Origin of the sequence: Paenibacillus endophyticus (assembly GCF_014192395.1) — a bacterium.
GTDB classification, from domain to species: domain Bacteria; phylum Bacillota; class Bacilli; order Paenibacillales; family Paenibacillaceae; genus Pristimantibacillus; species Pristimantibacillus endophyticus.
The window spans coordinates 57,318-74,598 of sequence record NZ_JACHXW010000028.1 but is presented as its reverse complement, the minus strand read 5'-3'; the positions used below and the strand labels follow the sequence as shown (position 1 = coordinate 74,598).

17 protein-coding genes and 1 tRNA gene are annotated in these 17,281 nt (G+C 48.6%); 15 read left to right on the top strand and 3 right to left on the bottom strand.

The genetic code is table 11. The annotated features are described in order from the left end of the window. Positions 1 to 9: 9 nt before the first annotated feature. From FHS16_RS28730 to FHS16_RS28700, 7 genes are all read left to right on the top strand, one after another. The gene (locus FHS16_RS28730; protein WP_183570738.1) at positions 10 to 1,761 is read left to right on the top strand and encodes a tetratricopeptide repeat protein; all 1,752 of its coding nucleotides are present in this window, start codon (positions 10 to 12) and stop codon (positions 1,759 to 1,761) included. Between the two features lie 21 nt (positions 1,762 to 1,782). Then, complete coding sequence (gene trxB / locus FHS16_RS28725) at positions 1,783 to 2,730, top strand: thioredoxin-disulfide reductase (protein WP_183570736.1); 948 nt, start codon at positions 1,783 to 1,785, stop codon at positions 2,728 to 2,730. Positions 2,731 to 2,915: 185 nt separating this feature from the next. Continuing rightward, on the top strand, positions 2,916 to 3,866 hold the full coding sequence (locus tag FHS16_RS28720) for an ROK family glucokinase (protein ID WP_183570734.1): 951 nt from the start codon (positions 2,916 to 2,918) through the stop codon (positions 3,864 to 3,866). A 122-nt stretch (positions 3,867 to 3,988) separates the two neighbouring features. Continuing rightward, positions 3,989 to 4,876: an RNase adapter RapZ gene (rapZ, locus tag FHS16_RS28715; protein WP_183570732.1), complete on the top strand. Its 888-nt coding sequence runs from the start codon at positions 3,989 to 3,991 to the stop codon at positions 4,874 to 4,876. Positions 4,877 to 4,888: 12 nt separating this feature from the next. Continuing rightward, entirely contained in the window at positions 4,889 to 5,875 is a 987-nt protein-coding gene (gene mgfK / locus FHS16_RS28710; RefSeq protein WP_221226501.1) for a gluconeogenesis morphogenetic factor MgfK, read from the top strand. 6 nt (positions 5,876 to 5,881) lie between these two features. Then, entirely contained in the window at positions 5,882 to 6,811 is a 930-nt protein-coding gene (whiA, locus tag FHS16_RS28705) for a DNA-binding protein WhiA (protein WP_183570730.1), read from the top strand. Between the two features lie 207 nt (positions 6,812 to 7,018). Then, the gene (locus FHS16_RS28700; RefSeq protein ID WP_028609180.1) at positions 7,019 to 7,288 is read left to right on the top strand and encodes an HPr family phosphocarrier protein; all 270 of its coding nucleotides are present in this window, start codon (positions 7,019 to 7,021) and stop codon (positions 7,286 to 7,288) included. 96 nt (positions 7,289 to 7,384) lie between these two features. Here FHS16_RS28700 and FHS16_RS28695 read toward each other — a convergent pair whose 3' ends face one another. The 3 genes from FHS16_RS28695 to FHS16_RS28685 form a co-directional block, all read right to left on the bottom strand. Further along, positions 7,385 to 7,525 (bottom strand): hypothetical protein, encoded by a 141-nt coding sequence (locus FHS16_RS28695; RefSeq protein ID WP_183570728.1) that lies wholly within the window; start codon positions 7,523 to 7,525, stop codon positions 7,385 to 7,387. A gap of 36 nt (positions 7,526 to 7,561) precedes the next feature. Beyond that, a complete protein-coding gene (gene clpP / locus FHS16_RS28690) occupies positions 7,562 to 8,146 on the bottom strand; it encodes an ATP-dependent Clp endopeptidase proteolytic subunit ClpP (RefSeq protein ID WP_169091151.1) in 585 nt (194 codons plus the stop codon). A 308-nt stretch (positions 8,147 to 8,454) separates the two neighbouring features. Beyond that, a tRNA-Arg gene (locus FHS16_RS28685) sits at positions 8,455 to 8,529 on the bottom strand. A gap of 235 nt (positions 8,530 to 8,764) precedes the next feature. Here FHS16_RS28685 and FHS16_RS28680 point away from each other — a divergent pair. From FHS16_RS28680 to secG, 8 genes are all read left to right on the top strand, one after another. Beyond that, entirely contained in the window at positions 8,765 to 9,802 is a 1,038-nt protein-coding gene (locus FHS16_RS28680) for a sugar-binding transcriptional regulator (RefSeq protein ID WP_183570726.1), read from the top strand. Positions 9,803 to 9,911: 109 nt separating this feature from the next. Beyond that, on the top strand, positions 9,912 to 10,916 hold the full coding sequence (gene gap, locus FHS16_RS28675; RefSeq protein ID WP_183570724.1) for a type I glyceraldehyde-3-phosphate dehydrogenase: 1,005 nt from the start codon (positions 9,912 to 9,914) through the stop codon (positions 10,914 to 10,916). 174 nt (positions 10,917 to 11,090) lie between these two features. Beyond that, a complete protein-coding gene (locus FHS16_RS28670; RefSeq protein WP_183570721.1) occupies positions 11,091 to 12,275 on the top strand; it encodes a phosphoglycerate kinase in 1,185 nt (394 codons plus the stop codon). Between the two features lie 40 nt (positions 12,276 to 12,315). After that, the gene (gene tpiA / locus FHS16_RS28665) at positions 12,316 to 13,074 is read left to right on the top strand and encodes a triose-phosphate isomerase (protein WP_183570719.1); all 759 of its coding nucleotides are present in this window, start codon (positions 12,316 to 12,318) and stop codon (positions 13,072 to 13,074) included. A 1-nt stretch (position 13,075) separates the two neighbouring features. Next, positions 13,076 to 14,617: a 2,3-bisphosphoglycerate-independent phosphoglycerate mutase gene (gene gpmI, locus FHS16_RS28660; protein WP_183570717.1), complete on the top strand. Its 1,542-nt coding sequence runs from the start codon at positions 13,076 to 13,078 to the stop codon at positions 14,615 to 14,617. A gap of 24 nt (positions 14,618 to 14,641) precedes the next feature. After that, positions 14,642 to 15,934: a phosphopyruvate hydratase gene (eno, locus tag FHS16_RS28655; RefSeq protein WP_183570715.1), complete on the top strand. Its 1,293-nt coding sequence runs from the start codon at positions 14,642 to 14,644 to the stop codon at positions 15,932 to 15,934. A gap of 131 nt (positions 15,935 to 16,065) precedes the next feature. Beyond that, positions 16,066 to 16,833 carry a sugar phosphate isomerase/epimerase family protein gene (locus tag FHS16_RS28650; RefSeq protein ID WP_183570713.1) on the top strand — a complete coding sequence of 256 codons (768 nt, stop codon included), beginning with the start codon at positions 16,066 to 16,068 and terminating at the stop codon, positions 16,831 to 16,833. A gap of 99 nt (positions 16,834 to 16,932) precedes the next feature. Next, a complete protein-coding gene (gene secG / locus FHS16_RS28645; RefSeq protein WP_183570711.1) occupies positions 16,933 to 17,169 on the top strand; it encodes a preprotein translocase subunit SecG in 237 nt (78 codons plus the stop codon). The last annotated feature ends 112 nt before the right edge of the window (positions 17,170 to 17,281 follow it).

Genomic DNA, 17,281 nt, shown 5'->3' with positions numbered 1-17,281 from the left:
GCCTTGCCAGTGAAAGGGAAGAAACGTGTTGCCGTAGATCAACAGACGAAAGTCATACCGGTTCAATGGGACGCCACGTTTTTTTTCGAACGTGCGGTTCGGTCACTAGATCGATTCCATTATGACAAGGCACTTAAATATTTTCGTCGCGCCGTGGAATACGAGCCGGATAATCCGGTAAACCATTGCAATATGGCCGGCATCCTATCGGAGATGGGCAATTATGAGGAATCCAACCGGATTCTGGGCTGGATTGTGGATGAGCTTGATCCGACGATGACGGAATGCCATTTCTATATGGCGAATAATTATGCGAATATGGAACAATATGAAGCGGCCGAAGGCTCGCTTATTCGATATTTAGAAGAGGATTCGGAGGGTCAGTTCCTTGACGAGGCAGAGGATATGATGGATCTTCTGCATTATGAGCTGGAGCGCCCGACGCGCCTGACGAATATTAAATCGCGCGAAGGCATGGTTGAGCATGATTTGGCCCGCACTCTGCTGGAGGAAGGCAAATTCACGGAGGCTGTGCGCATTTTAGAGAAAATTATTGAGGGACAGCCGGACTTCCTTGCTGCCCGCAACAATTTGGCGCTGGCTTATTATTATATGGGCATGTTCGACAAGGCGATGGATACCATCCATGAGGTGCTTGAGCTTGAAGCGGGCAATCTCCATGCGCTTTGCAACCTCGCTATCTTCTATCAGCATAAGAATGACGAAGCAAGCCTGCGTCCGCTTGTCGAGCTGCTTACGAAGACGGTGCCGTTTCATCAGGAGCATGTGTTTAAATTGGCAACGACTATGGGCATCTTAGGAGAGCATGGAGCTGCTTACAAGCATTTTACAAGGCTTCTGAAAGACTCTGAGCTGACGCAGGATCCGAGCTTGTATCATTATGCGGCTGTTGCCGCTTGCAATATCGGACGCTTGCAGGAAGCGGAACGGCTATGGAAGCAGACGATTAAGCTGGACCCCAAATCGGGCATACCCCATTATTATATGGAGCAGCTAGAGCTGCTGCGCGGCGGAGAGATGACGGCATCGATCAGTTACCACTATCATTTGCCATTCGAGGAGCAGTTCAAGCTGTGGGAGAAATCCTCAGATGGCATTCCCGATCATCTTAAACGTGACCCGCTCGTTCGGTCATCGTTTTTCTGGGCGCTGCGCCATGGCGATCAGCATACGAAGCTGCAGGTCATTCAGGCTCTAGGCATGATTGCTGACAGCGAAGTGAAGGATGTGCTCCAAACCTTCCTGCTAGAACGTGACGAGGATGACTACTTAAAACGGATTGCCATCTTCGTGCTTCGAACCATGGGCGTGCAAGAGCCGCTGCCGATCTTCCTGGAAGGAAAAGAAACCGTTATTGAGCCTAACCGGGTTCCTTCACGGCTTCCTGTATGGGAAGACAAGTGGCAGGCCGTTGTAGAAACGGCGCTTTCCCGCATGAGCAAGCAATACGATTTGGTTCAGCAGCATGACCTAATGACTTTATGGGTAGAGTTTCTGTCACGCGTGTATCCGGATGTACCTAAGCTTGCGAAGCCTGAGGGCTGGGCAGCCGCTTTGGAATACTTGACGGCCAAGATGCACCGGAGGTCAATCTCGTACCATGAGGTCTCGGTTAGGTATGGAACGTCGATCGCGACAGTCAGCAAGAACGTCAAGCTGATTGACGAGATATGCGGCATCAAAGAAAAGATGAAGTCGATGAGCTCTGTCTTTTCGGCGCAGGAAGCGCAAGACGAATAAACTTTTACGAGGTGAAAGACGATGTACAAATCCATTATTATCGGTACCGGCCCTGCCGGACTTACAGCAGCAATTTACTTGGCTCGCGCCAATATGAACCCGCTTATTATTGAAGGCCCTGAGCCGGGCGGACAATTGACGACTACGACTGAGGTTGAGAATTTCCCTGGTTTCCCGGAAGGCATTATGGGACCGGAGCTTATGGCGAACATGCGCAAGCAAGCGGAGCGCTTCGGCGCAAAGTTTATTACGGGCTGGGTTAACAGCGTGGATATGTCCGAGCGTCCTTTCAAGCTTCAGGTAGAAGGCCAAGGCGAAATTGTGGGCGAGAGCATCATTATCTCGACAGGAGCATCGGCTAAATACCTCGGAATTCCTGGCGAGAGAGACAATGTCGGAAAAGGCGTCAGCACTTGCGCAACCTGCGATGGCTTCTTCTTCCGCGGCAAGAAAATCATCGTAGTTGGCGGCGGCGACTCCGCGATGGAGGAAGCAAGCTTCCTTACTCGTTTTGCAACGAACGTGGAGCTGGTTAACCGCCGAGATGAGCTGCGCGCCTCCAAAATCATGCAGGACCGCGCACGCGAGAACGGAAAAATCAGCTGGAGCCTAAACCGCACACCGGTTGAGGTTGTCGCAACGGGCATGGGCGTTACTGGTCTTAAGGTCCGTGACAATGTAACAGGCGAAGAAGACGTTATCGAAACAGATGGTATCTTCATTGCAATTGGGCATACGCCTAATACGAAGTTCCTAAACGGCCAAATCGATACGGATGACAACGGCTATATTGTTGTTAAGCCAGGCACTTCCGAAACGAACGTACCAGGCGTATTCGCTTGTGGCGACGTACAAGACAGCAAATACCGCCAAGCGATTACCGCAGCGGGCAGCGGTTGTATGGCGGCGCTTGATTGCGAGAGATTTCTCGAGGGCACCGTAACGCATGACTGGAGCCAATCGCTTTAATACTTGCCGACTATGCTTCATAGGATAAAGAAAGGGCTATACCGGCAGAGCGCGACGCTTGAAGGTATAGCCTTTTCAATAGCCAAGAATGCCCCTTTTACCCGTATCCATCTATCTTGACCAGAGGATAAAGGTCGCTTATAGTGTTACAGAGAAGATTAACATATTGATGAGGTGGACTAGTGATGTCTGAAAAGATTTACGTTGGAGTCGATGTCGGCGGAACAGCAATTAAGGTAGGCATTTGCAATGCGGATGGGCAGCTGCTCCACACGTATGAAGGGCCGACGGAAGCGAGTAAAGGAACGGACACTATCCTTCAAAATATCGCAAAATACGCGCAGCAAATCGTAACAGAATCCGACTTTTCCTGGGAGCAAGTAGACGGCGTAGGCGTAGGCATTGCCGGCTTCCTGGATATTCCGAACGGTATTGTGAAATTTGCGCCAAACCTGAAAATTGAGAACGTCAATTTGAAAGCGTATTTGGAGCAAGAGCTCAATAAGACGGTTAAAGTAAACAATGATGCGAATGTAGCGGCACTGGGCGAGGCTTGGGGCGGAGCGGGCAAAGGTATCGGACACTGCGTTTGCTATACGCTCGGAACAGGCGTAGGCGGCGGCATTATTATAGAAGGAAAAATCGTAGAAGGATATATGGGGATGGCAGGCGAGTTGGGTCATATGGCGATCGTTCCTGATCTAGAGGCTATTCAATGCGGCTGCGGCAAAATGGGCTGCTTGGAAACGGTATCCTCTGCAACTGGGATTATCCGTATGGCGAAGGACGCTGTAGAACGCGGCGACCGCACATCGCTTTCATCCGTTGAAGATATTATGGCGAAGGATGTCCTTGACGCTGCCAAAGCAGGCGACGAGGTAGCGACTCGTATCGTAAACCGTGCTGCCTATTATTTGGGCAAATCGATGGCTATGATCGCTATTGTGCTTAATCCGCAATATTTCATTATCGGCGGTGGCGTATCCAAGGCGGGAGATTTCCTATTCGATCAAATCCGCGAGGTATTCGAGAAATACACGCAGGAGCAAGCGAAGGAAAACGTGAAAATCGTAGCGGCAACGCTAGGCAACAATGCAGGCGTAGTTGGTGCAGCAGGACTTATCCTTAGAGGTTAATTAATGAGTGACTTTGTTCGCAAAGTCTAAGCATATATTACGAAGTGACTTTGCATTCGCAAAGTCTAAGCATATCCTTACGAAGTGACTTTGCATTCGCAAAGTCTTTAGGAGGTTTGATCATGGAAACGACAGCAACAGTAGCGAAGCTTGTCATTATAACCGGGATGTCTGGCGCGGGCAAAACGATTGCTGTCCAAAGCCTGGAGGACCTCGGTTTCTTCTGCGTTGACAATTTGCCGCCCGTTCTTATACCTAAATTCGCGGAGCTGATTGAACAGTCGAACGGTAAGATTGGAAACGTGGCACTCGTTATCGATTTGCGCGGCAGGGAGTTTTTCACGGCGCTTTCCGAGTCGCTTGCATATATCAAGGAGCATTACACGATTAGTTGTGAAATTTTGTTTCTGGATGCAACAGACGGCGTGCTCGTTCAACGCTATAAGGAAAGCCGACGCCGGCATCCGCTTGCTCCTGAAGGCATGCCGCTTGAAGGGATCAAGAATGAACGGCGTCTCTTGGAAGACCTGAAAGGGTGGGCTTCTCAGGTTATTGACACCAGTACACTGAAGCCGACGCATCTGAAGGAACGGATTATTTCCCATTTCACGAATCTAGAGCAAAACAGCCTATCGATTAACGTTACCTCTTTCGGTTTCAAGTATGGCATTCCGATTGATGCTGACTTAATTTATGATGTTCGTTTTTTGCCTAATCCTCATTATATTGAGCATTTGAGACCCAACACTGGTCAAACCCCCGAAGTGTACGAATATGTTATGAAATGGCCTGAAACACAGCAATTCCTCACAAAGCTGCTAGACATGCTGCAATTCCTTATTCCGCTTTATCGCAAGGAAGGCAAAAGTCAGGTTGTTATTGGTATTGGCTGTACTGGCGGGAAGCATCGTTCCGTTGCCATAGCTGAATATTTGGGACGCATGCTCGGCAGCAGCGATACGGAACGTGTGCGTGTCAGTCATCGCGATGCCGAACGTGACAAGCATTGACGAGGTGAGAGAATGCAAAGTAGGCATAAAATTCTGAGAAGGCCGAAGATCGTTGTCATTGGCGGCGGTACGGGCCTCTCAGTCATGCTTCGCGGGCTTAAAGAGAAGCCGCTCGATATAACGGCTATCGTAACGGTTGCCGACGATGGAGGCAGCTCAGGTATTTTGCGCAACGAGCTGCAGATCCCCCCGCCTGGCGATATAAGAAATGTGCTAATGGCACTGGCGGATGCAGAACCGCTTCTGACCGAGGTGCTGCAATACCGTTTCAAAACAGTGCCGGGCTTAGCGGGACATAGTCTTGGCAATCTAATGCTGGCGGCAATGACGGATATTTCCGGCGATTTCGTTACTGGCATTCGTGAGCTTAGCCGGGTTCTTGCCGTTCGAGGACGAGTGCTGCCTGCAGCAGGCAAAGCAATTGTGTTGAAAGCAGAAATGGAAGACGGTACGATCGTGACCGGCGAATCCATGATTCCAAAGGCGGGTAAAGTAATCAAGCGAGTATTTCTGGAGCCGACCAATGTGGAGCCGCTTCAGGAAGCAGTCGAAGCCATCGAACAAGCAGACGCGATCCTGATAGGACCCGGAAGCTTATATACAAGCATTATTCCTAATTTGCTCGTTCCTAAGCTAGCGAACGCCATTGTGGAGTCTGAAGCTGTGAAGCTGTTTGTGTGCAATGTCATGACACAGCCCGGCGAAACCGATAATTATTCTGTAGGCGATCATTTGGATGCGATTCATGCGCACATTGGCCATCATTTATTCGATTATGTTATTGTGAACGACGGTGAGATTCCGCCCCAGATCGAAAGCAAGTACGCCGAGCTGGGTGCGAAAGCGGTGCATCTCGATTTGGATGCAGTCACGCAGAAAGGCTATGAGGTCATAGCTGACCGACTTGTTTTATTCCGCACTTTTTTGAGGCATGATGCCGAGCGTTTAAGCCATCATATATATAAGCTGGTGGAGAACTGGATGTTACGAAAGAGGTGATACACAATGTCATTTGCGGCGCAAACGAAGAAAGAGCTGACACTAATTGAGGCGGACAGCTGTTGTGAGAGAGCGGAGCTATCCGCGCTTATACGGATGAACGGTTCGGTTAGCGTATCCAGCCGCAAAGTCGTTTTGGACATCTCAACGGAAAATGCCGCGATTGCCAGAAGAATTTATTCCCTGCTCAAAAAACATTATGAAATACATGTCGAACTACTCGTTCGCAAGAAAATGCGGCTGAAGAAAAACAACGTGTATATCGTGAGAATACCGGCTGGGGTACAAGAAATATTGAGCGAGCTCAAAATTGTCTCCGAAGGATTTATGTTCAACCTGGGAATCGACAAGGAAATTATTCGCAAGCCTTGCTGCAAGCGCTCGTATTTGCGAGGTGCTTTTCTTGCTGGAGGCTCGGTCAATAATCCAGAGGGCTCCTCTTATCATTTGGAGATATCCTCTTTGTATCAAGAGCATTGCGAGTCACTGGTTGACCTTGCCAACAAATTCGATCTTAACGCCAGGTGCATTGAACGGAAAAAGGGTTTTATTTTCTATATTAAAGAGGGCGAGAAAATTATCGAGCTCCTCAATATAATCGGCGCGCATCAAGCTTTGTTCAAGTTTGAAGATGTTCGAATCATGCGCGATATGCGCAACTCCGTTAACCGTATCGTGAATTGTGAAACGGCTAACCTGAATAAAACGATCGGCGCAGCTGTTCGGCAGATCGAGAATATCAAGCTGCTGCAGCGCGAGGTTGGCCTCGACAGCCTGCCTGATAAGCTAAAGGAAGTTGCAGAGATTAGGCTTTTGCATCCGGATATGAATCTGACAGAGGTTGGCGAAATGCTGGGAGGAAAGGTTAGTAAGTCGGGTGTAAACCACCGTTTGCGCAAAATCGACGAACTCGCGGAAAAAATCCGCGGCGTATGAACTTTCATCCTAGTGTATCGGCTGGTATAATGATATAATAATTTAAAATGTCTTTATTTATGAAGATAGGAATGCGAAGCAAACAAGCAAAAGCATTTTTGTCTTTGACCGGATCAAGCTTTCGCAGCCAGAGGACGGCGGCATTACAGCCGTATGTGCATGTGCCGCATGCTAATGCTTGAGTAAAATATAGGGGGTATGGTTTCCATGACAAGGCTTCCGGTTGTTGTTCGTCTTAAGACGGGACTACATGCAAGACCAGCAGCATTATTCGTACAAGAAGCGAACAAATTTTCTTCCGAAGTATTTGTAGAGAAAGACGACAAAAAAGTGAACGCTAAATCCATAATGGGAATTATGAGCTTAGCAATCAGCTCGGGCACTGAAGTATCCATAAGTGCAGAGGGTTCGGATGCAGAGCAGGCTGTAAACGCTTTAGTCGCTTTGGTAAGCAAAGAAGAGCTGGAAAACCAATAATTCGTTAAAATTAAATAAAAGCCGTCCAGGGTCGCATGACCAAGGGTGGCTTTTTTTAATTTATAAACATATATATGGTTTCACATCTAAATGTGCTTACAGATCTCCGCGAAACGACTGCTTTTGCGTGGATACAGCCGTCTGCGCTTGATAGGCGCAGCATATGAAGATAGCGATCCTGCCGGTAAATCGGAAATACAAAAAACGGGGCTGCTCCCCGGGTCTATTCAGACCCATGGGAGCAGCCCCGTTTGTCTTGGAGCGTGAAACAAATTAAGCGAGCTTCTCGATTACTTTATCGACAAGTCCATATTCCTTCGCTTCAGCAGCACTCATAAAGTAGTCACGGTCCGTATCCTTCTCAATACGTTCGAGCGATTGACCGCTGCGCTCTGCAAGAATGCCGTTCAGCTTGTCGCGCATACCGATAATACGTTTTGCGCGGATGGCGATATCGCTTGCTTGGCCTTCTGCCCCGCCAAGCGGCTGGTGAATCATGACCTCGCTGTTCGGAAGCGCGTAACGCTTGCCAATGGCGCCTGCAGTAAGCAAGAAAGCTCCCATTGAAGCAGCCATACCTACACAAATGGTCGACACGTCAGGTTTAATGTATTGCATTGTATCGTAAATAGCCATGCCTGCCGTAATCGAACCGCCTGGGCTGTTAATATAAAGAGAAATGTCCTTCTCTGGGTCGTCTGCTGCCAGGAATAGCAATTGCGCAATGATGGAGTTGGCCACCACGTCGTTTACACCCGAGCCAAGAAAAATAATACGATCTTTCAATAGGCGAGAGTAAATGTCATACGCACGCTCACCTCGATTGTTTTGCTCAATAACCATAGGAACGAAATTCATATCCAACGTAAGCCCCCTCCTCGAAAAACAATGAATGGTTAAATCGTATTTTCATAATAACGGATGAAAAAGCAAAAGTCAAAGATAGTCAGACAAATCCCGTAATCCCGAAATGAAATAGGGAACGCAGAGCCTTTGAACAGAATAACCAGTGCGTTCTGGCACGCTTCGCACAGGGTCGGAGCTGGGTAAAAAGCAGGATGAACCAGAGAGGAAGTGATTGAAAATAAAAAACCGTTCCCATGTATAGGAACGGTCTGTCTGTATCAATATAGAAATTGCAAGCCGAGTCGGCTGAAATAGCGTTGTGGCGCGCCCGCAAGGAATCGAACCTAGATCTCAGCCTTCGGAGGGCTGCGTCATATCCATTGGACCACGGGCGCGTAAAATAGTCGCAAAAATTATTATATGATATTTGAGCAGCGAAAGCAAGAGCCGTTCAAAAATTAAATTTGTTAAAAATGTGTCGGAAATCGTTTTCAAAACAGAAACGGCTATTGCTTCAAGAACCATTTTCCGCTAAAATAAAGGTGGGACTTGAAATGATACCGCGGGACATATTGAGTCCAACGTTATTGAACCGAATACGCTAGAGGCCGATGGAGTGAAGGATGAGAGATGCGTCAGATCGTTGAACTGCAGCAGCAGCTTGTGCCTGATCTGCTCGACGTCATGAAGAAACGGTATTCGATTCTGCATCGGGTGATGCTGTCGGATTTAATCGGACGCCGAACGCTGGCGTCGGCATTATCGATGACGGAGCGGATGCTTCGTGCGGAGACCGACTTTCTGAAATCGCAGGGCCTGCTCGAGATTCATTCGGCGGGTATGCGAATTAGCGATTCAGGCAAGTTATTGCTAGAACAGCTTGAGCCTTTTTACAAAACCATGTTCGGGCTATCCGAGCTGGAAGAAACGATTCGGACGCATTACGGCTTATCGCAGGTCGTGATCGTTGCGGGCGATTCCGAGGTGTCTGCACAAACTAAGCGAGAGCTCGGACGTGCATGCAGTCAGATCCTGGTCAAAGTTATGCGGCCAAACGATGTTGTGGCTGTAACTGGCGGGACCACGATTGCTCAAGTGTCGAACCAGCTAGCAAGCTCATCGGAGCTGAAGACGAATTGGTTCGTACCGGCGAGAGGCGGCCTAGGAGAGAGCCTGGACTATCAAGCCAACACGATTGCATCGATGATGGCCAAGCGGACAGGAGCGCAATACAGGCTTCTGCATGTGCCGGATCATCTGGGCGAGGAAGCATTCGCCTCCATTATGAACGAACCAAATATTCGCGAGATTGTGGATGTTATCCGCAGTGCTCGCATCGTTGTACATGGAATCGGAGATGCTATGGTCATGGCAAGACGCCGTCGATTGGATCGTGCGATTATCGATGCTATGGAAGCCGAGGGAGCTTTGGCAGAATCATTCGGTTTTTATTTCGACCGAAAAGGCGCCGTCGTGCACAAAATGCAAACGGTAGGGTTACGGCTTGAGGATATTGTGAAGACTGAAGTTGTTATAGGCGTAGCCGGAGGGAAGAGCAAAGGCGAGGCGATAGCAGCGATTATGCGCTTCGGCCATAATGACGTGCTTGTAACCGATGAAGCGGCAGCACTAGAAATGGTAGCGTTAATCGAGCAAGAAAAGAATTAACGAATACCAGCAGTAAAGGAATCATGATGGTTAGCAAAGGGCTCCGGCCATGCGCGAAGCATCTTGAAATATATTCATTTCTTTTAAAAACGCTTAGGAGGAATTACAAATGGTTAAAGTTGGTATTAATGGTTTTGGTCGCATCGGCCGTAACGTATTTCGCGCAGCACTGAACAACCCTGATGTTCAAATCGTGGCAGTAAACGATCTTACAGACACTGCAACACTGGCACATCTTCTGAAATACGATACAACTCACGGTCAACTTGACGGTACTGTTGAAGCAAAAGAAGGCGCGCTTGTTGTTAACGGACGCGAAATCAAAGTATTCGCAGAGCGCAACCCTGCTGACCTTCCATGGGGATCTGTTGGCGTTGAAATCGTAGTTGAATCAACTGGTATTTTCACAGCGAAAGAAAAAGCTGAGCTTCACTTGCAAGGCGGCGCTAAAAAAGTTATCATCTCCGCTCCAGCAACGAACGAAGATATTACAGTGGTTATCGGCGTTAACGAAGACAAATACGACGCTGCGGCACACACCATTATTTCCAACGCTTCTTGTACAACGAACTGCCTAGCTCCTTTCGCAAAAGTATTGAACGACAAATTCGGAATCGTTAAAGGTATGATGACAACGATTCACTCATACACAAATGACCAATCCGTACTTGACGTTCCTCACAAAGACTTGCGTCGTGCTCGCGCAGCTGCTGAGAACATCATTCCTTCGTCAACTGGTGCAGCAAAAGCTGTTTCTCTAGTACTTCCTGAGCTTAAAGGCAAATTGAACGGTATGGCTATGCGTGTTCCTACACCTAACGTATCCGTAACAGACCTTGTTGCTGAGCTTAAAGTAAATGTAACGGTAGAAGAAGTGAACGCAGCATTGAAAGAAGCTGCTGACGGTCCTCTTAAAGGCATCTTGAACTACAACGAATTGCCGCTTGTATCAAGCGACTACAATAGCGACCCTGCTTCTTCCACAATCGATGGTCTTTCGACTATGGTTGTTGAAGGCAACATGGTTAAAGTTATCTCATGGTACGACAACGAGTGGGGCTACTCGAACCGCGTAGTTGATCTTGCTGCTTATATCGCAAGCAAAGGTCTGTAAGCAAAGAAGGCGGACGGACCCGCGGCTTTCGCGCAGGCGGAGCACAGGTCTATGATTTGCGGCTTCTAGGAGACGTAAATCACGGGGGCGTTTCTTCTTTGAAGGAGCGCCCTTCTTTTTTTTGCGAATCGACGGCTATCCCTTTCCATAACAATTATTCGGGAGGTTTCATAAATGAATAAGAAAAGTGTACGTGATGTAGCTGAGCTTGCTGGTAAACGGGTATTTGTCCGCGTTGATTTCAACGTGCCGCTAGAGGATGGCAAAATTACCGATGACAAGCGTATCCGTGAAACGCTTCCTACGATTAACTTCTTAATCGAAAAAGGCGCTAAAGTTATTCTAGCAAGCCATCTTGGACGTCCGAACGGCCAAGTGGTTGAAGAGCTTCGCCACACGGCATCCGCAGCGCGTTTGTCCGAGCTTCTTGGCAAGCAAGTAACAAAAGCAAACGAAGCGATTGGCGAAGCGGTTGAAGCGCAGGTTGCTGCCCTTAACAACGGCGACGTATTGCTTCTGGAGAATGTACGTTTCTACGAGGGTGAAGAGAAGAATGATCCAGAACTAGCGAAAGCATTCGCTAAGCTTGCTGACTTGTTCGTAAACGATGCTTTCGGCGCTGCTCACCGCGCGCACGCATCGACAGAAGGCATTGCTCATATTCTTCCCGCTGTATCCGGCCTTCTAATGGAGAGAGAGCTTGAAGTGCTAGGCAAAGCATTGAACAACCCTGAGCGTCCTTTCACAGCAATTGTAGGCGGGTCCAAAGTAAAAGACAAAATCGCAGTTATCGACAAAATGCTTGAAATTGCCGACAACGTAATCATCGGCGGCGGCTTGTCTTATACATTCTTCAAAGCGCAAGGACATGAAATCGGCAAATCGCTTGTCGATAACAGCAAGCTTGATCTTGCTCTTGAGTTCATGGAGAAAGCTAAAAAGCTAGGCAAAAACTTCTTGATCCCAGTTGATATCGTAGTTACTGACGATTTCAGCGCTACGGCTAACACGCAAATCGTTGACGTAGACAGCATCCCAGCTGATTGGGAAGGCATTGACATCGGACCTAAAACACGTGAGCTTTACGCTGACGTAATCAAAAACTCCAAGCTAGTCGTTTGGAACGGACCGATGGGCGTATTTGAAATTGAGCCATTCTCGCATGGTACGCTAGCTGTTGCCAACGCTTGCGCAGAAACATCAGGCTACACGGTTATCGGCGGCGGCGATTCCGCAGCAGCAGCTGAGAAATTCCACCTAGCTGACAAAATGGACTTCATCTCGACAGGCGGCGGCGCTTCCCTTGAGTTCATGGAAGGCAAAGTGCTTCCAGGCGTTGTAGCTCTTAACGATAAATAATAGCTTTCACCCCAATAAAATATTATGAGGAGGATTACGCATGAGCAACAGAAAACCGATCATTGCAGGTAACTGGAAAATGTTCAAAACAGTATCCGAGGCTGTTTCCTTTTTCTCCGAGATTAAAGGCAAAGCTGAGGTTGATGGTGTGGAGAGCGTGATTTGCGCGCCTTTCACGACACTTCCTGCCCTTGTTGAAGCTGCGAAAGGCACTTCGATTGCTATCGGAGCGCAAAACGTTCACTTCGAAGACAATGGCGCATTCACAGGTGAAATCAGCGGCGTGATGTTGAAGGATCTTGGCGTGAAATACGTGATTATCGGCCACTCCGAGCGTCGTGCATACTTCGCTGAGTCCGATGAGATCGTAAACAAGAAAGTTCACGCTTCATTCAAAAACGGCTTGCTGCCAATCGTCTGTGTAGGCGAGAAGCTGGAAGAACGCGAAGCAGGACAAACGAAGGATGTTTGCAAAGTGCAAACTGAAGCGGCTTTCCAAGGCGTATCCGCAGCGCAAGCGGCAGAAGTCGTTATTGCATATGAGCCAATCTGGGCAATCGGAACTGGTAAATCATCGACTTCCGAGGATGCACAGGACGTTATCGGCTATATCCGCGGCGTTGTTGCAGGCCTATATGACCAAGCAACCGCAGATGCTGTTCGCATCCAATACGGCGGCAGCGTGAAGCCTAACAACGTAGCTGAGTACATGGGTCAAACCGATATTGATGGCGCGCTTGTCGGCGGTGCTAGTCTAGAACCAGCATCATATATCGCTTTGGTCGAGGGGGCCAAGTAAGATGGCTGTTCCCAAACCTGTAGCGCTTATTATTCTTGACGGTTTCGGTTTGCGTGATGATGTTGTCGGCAATGCCGTAGCACAAGCAAACAAACCGAATTACGACCGTTACTGGTCGACATACCCGCACACGACGCTGACGGCCTCTGGCGAAGCAGTTGGTTTGCCAGAAGGCCAAATGGGCAACTCCGAGGTTGGCCATTTGAATATTGGCGCGGGTCGCATTGTGTATCAGGATCTGACCCGTATCAGCAAATCGATCCGGGACGGTGAGTTCTACGAGAACGAAACCATCCTTGGAGCGGTTCGCCATGTGAAGACGAACAGCAAGAAGCTGCACCTGTACGGATTGCTCTCAGACGGCGGCGTACATAGCCATATTGAGCATTTGTTCGCTTTGCTTGATCTTGCGAAAAAAGAAGGGCTTGAGGATGTATACATCCACGCTTTCTTGGATGGACGCGATGTATCTCCGGATAGCGCTAAAGGCTACCTGGAGCGTCTGCAAGCTAAGATCGAAGAGGTTGGCGTAGGACGCATTGCTACGGTGCAAGGGCGTTATTATGCCATGGACCGCGACAAGCGTTGGGAGCGTACGGAGAAGTCATACCGTGCCATGGTGTATGGCGAAGGACCTCAATACTACGATCCGATTCAAGCGGTAGTTGAATCCTACGAGAAATCGGTTTATGATGAATTCGTTATGCCAACGGTTATTGTGGATGGTGAAAACAAGCCAGTTGGCCTAGTGGAATCCGAGGATGCGGTTATTTTCTTCAATTTCCGCCCTGACCGTGCGATTCAATTGTCGCAAGTATTCACGAATGAGGATTTCCGAGGCTTTGACCGTGGCGCGAACCATCCGGTGAACCTGTATTTCGTCTGCCTGACGCTATTCAGTGAAACCGTTGGCGGATTCGTTGCGTATTCACCAAAGAACCTTGATAATACGCTTGGCGAAGTACTCGTACAGAACAACAAGACACAATTGCGCACAGCTGAAACCGAAAAATACCCGCATGTTACGTTTTTCTTTAGCGGCGGTCGCGACCATGAGCTTCCAGGCGAAACTCGCGTGCTTATCAATTCCCCGAAGGTCGCAACGTACGATCTTCAACCGGAAATGAGCGCGTATGAGCTTGCCGAGTCTACGGTGCGCGAGATCGAATCAGACAAGCATGACGCCATTATTCTGAACTTCGCGAACCCTGATATGGTAGGCCACTCCGGCATGCTGGAGCCTACGATCAAGGCAGTTGAAGCGACGGATGAATGCCTTGGCAAAGTAGTGGAAGCTGTGCTTGCCAAAGGCGGCGTGTGCATCATTACAGCCGACCACGGTAATGCTGATATGGTATTTGACGAGAATGGCCGTCCGTTTACGGCACATACGACGAATCCTGTACCGCTTATCGTAACTAGAGCTGGCGAGACGCTTCGCGACGGCGGTATTCTTGCCGACATCGCGCCAACGCTTCTTGAGCTTCTAGAGCTGTCCAAACCGAAAGAAATGACCGGCGTTTCCTTGATCAACCCCAAATAAAACCATTGAAGGAGTGTTTCTCTCATGTCAATTATCGTTGATGTATACGCACGCGAAGTGTTGGATTCCCGCGGAAATCCAACAGTAGAAGTAGAAGTTTCCCTAGAGTCAGGCGGCAAAGGCCGCGCAATCGTTCCATCCGGTGCTTCCACAGGCGCTTACGAGGCTGTTGAGCTTCGTGACGGCGACAAATCCCGTTACCTTGGTAAAGGTGTTCTGAAAGCTGTTGAGAATGTAAACACAGAAATCGCTCCCGAAATCATCGGTCTTGACGCTCTTGACCAAGTAGCTATCGACCGCAAAATGATCGAGCTTGACGGTACGCCTAACAAAGCTAAACTGGGCGCTAACGCCATTCTAGCGGTATCAATGGCAGTAGCTCGCGCAGCTTCTGATGCTCTTGATGTACCTCTTTACACATACCTTGGCGGATTCAACGCTAAAGTGCTTCCAGTTCCAATGATGAACATCATCAACGGCGGCGAGCACGCTGACAACAACATCGACGTTCAAGAATTCATGGTTCTTCCTGTCGGTGCTGAAAGCTTCAAAGAAGCGCTTCGTATCGGCGCTGAAATCTTCCACAACCTGAAAGCTGTATTGCATGACAAAGGTCTTAACACAGCTGTTGGCGACGAAGGCGGCTTCGCTCCTAACCTAGGTTCAAACGAAGAAGCCATTACAACAATCATCTCCGCTATCGAGCGCGCAGGCTACAAGCCAGGCGTTGACGTATTCCTCGGTATGGACGTTGCTTCAACTGAATTCTTCAAAGACGGCAAATACGTGCTTGCAGGCGAAGGCAAATCGTTCACACCTGCTGAGTTCGTTGACCTTCTTGCTTCATGGGCTGACAAATACCCAATTATCACAATCGAAGACGGCTGCTCCGAAGACGATTGGGATGGTTGGAAACTGCTTACTGAGAAGCTTGGCGGTAAAGTACAACTGGTTGGTGACGATCTATTCGTTACGAACACGGAGCGTCTTGCTGACGGTATCGACAAAGGCGTGGGCAACTCGATCCTGGTTAAAGTTAACCAAATCGGTTCGCTTACTGAAACTTTCGATGCAATCGAAATGGCAAAACGCGCTGGTTACACAGCTGTTATCTCTCACCGTTCAGGCGAGAGCGAAGACAGCACAATCGCTGACATCGCTGTAGCTACAAACGCTGGCCAAATCAAAACAGGCGCTCCGTCCCGTACGGACCGCGTTGCAAAATACAACCAATTGCTTCGCATTGAAGACCAATTGGGTTCAACTGCGCAATACGCAGGCAAATCCGCTTTCTACAACTTGAAAAACTTCAAATAAGACGCAAATTGCGGCTTTTGAAGAAGGGCATGTCCATCCGGACGTGTCCTTCTTTTTTTTGTGCCATAGTTCAGGCCTTATCTCGGACATAATATGCGGGTACAGCATTATTCGATTAGGAGGTGTGACTTGTGGCAAAACCGGGCATAGGCATTCAAATGTATTCCGTAAGGGATCAAACCGAAATTGATTTTCTGGGCACACTCGAAAAAATAGCAGAGATCGGCTACACGGCAGTCGAGTTTGCGGGGTATTTCAAAACGCCGGCCCCTGAGCTTAAGAGCAAGCTGTCTGAGCTTGGACTAAAAGCTCCTTCCGTGCATGTTCCCTTGAACTTTAGCGATTCGAAAAATATGGAATCCGATTTGGCAGGCCAAATTGAATATGCCAAAGAGCTTGGCGTAACGTATATCATAACGCCTTGGGCACCGTTGCCGGAGCAGCCGACTAAAGACAATGTGAAGTATTTGATTGACGTATTCACGAAATGCGGTCAGCAGGTTAGAGCAGCGGGGATGAAGTATGGGTACCAAAATCACGAATTCGATTTCAAATCAGTGGAGAAAAAGCCTGTGATCGATCAGATTTTAGCCCAAATTCCGTCCGAGCTAATGGTGATGGAATTCGATTTGGGCTGGCTGCATATTGCAGGCTACAAGCCTGCTGACTATTTGAAACGATACAAGGGCCGCGTTCCTTTGGTGCATTTGAAGGATTTCTCCAAAGGCTTGAAGGATGCTGAAATTGGAAAAGGCGAGGTAGGTTATGCCGAGCTGTTGATCGAGCTTGAGCCAGCTGGCGTTGAGTTCATGATTGTGGAGCAGGAGCAGTTCGAATCAAGCTCACTTGAGAGCGCTGCAAATAACTATGAGTTCCTAAAATCCCATGGCTTTGCATAAAAGGCCGTGTTTTGGGCTTGTCCTATTGTAATTTAGGCCCAGCTATGGTACACTCGATTTACGTGTTTTTACGGAGCTCCTATGCTGGAGGTGGAATGAATGGATATCTTATTGAAGATCGTGCTCGTTATATTCTCTGTCGGCCTGATTGCTGTAGTATTGCTGCAAAAAGGAAAGAGCGCAGGCTTGTCCGGTGCAATTACGGGCGGAGCTGAGCACTTGTTCGGCAAACAGAAGGCGCGCGGTTTGGATTTGTTCTTGCAGCGTTTGACAGTAGTTCTGGCGGCTGGCTTCTTTATATTAGCGCTTGTTGTATCGTACTTCGTAAAACAATAATGGACACACACGCAGAAAGCGAGGATAATCCTCGCTTTTTTTGTATTTTCAGCATATTCACGGATGCGAGGCCCCCATTTCGTGTATACTACATGATATATGATATTCTATC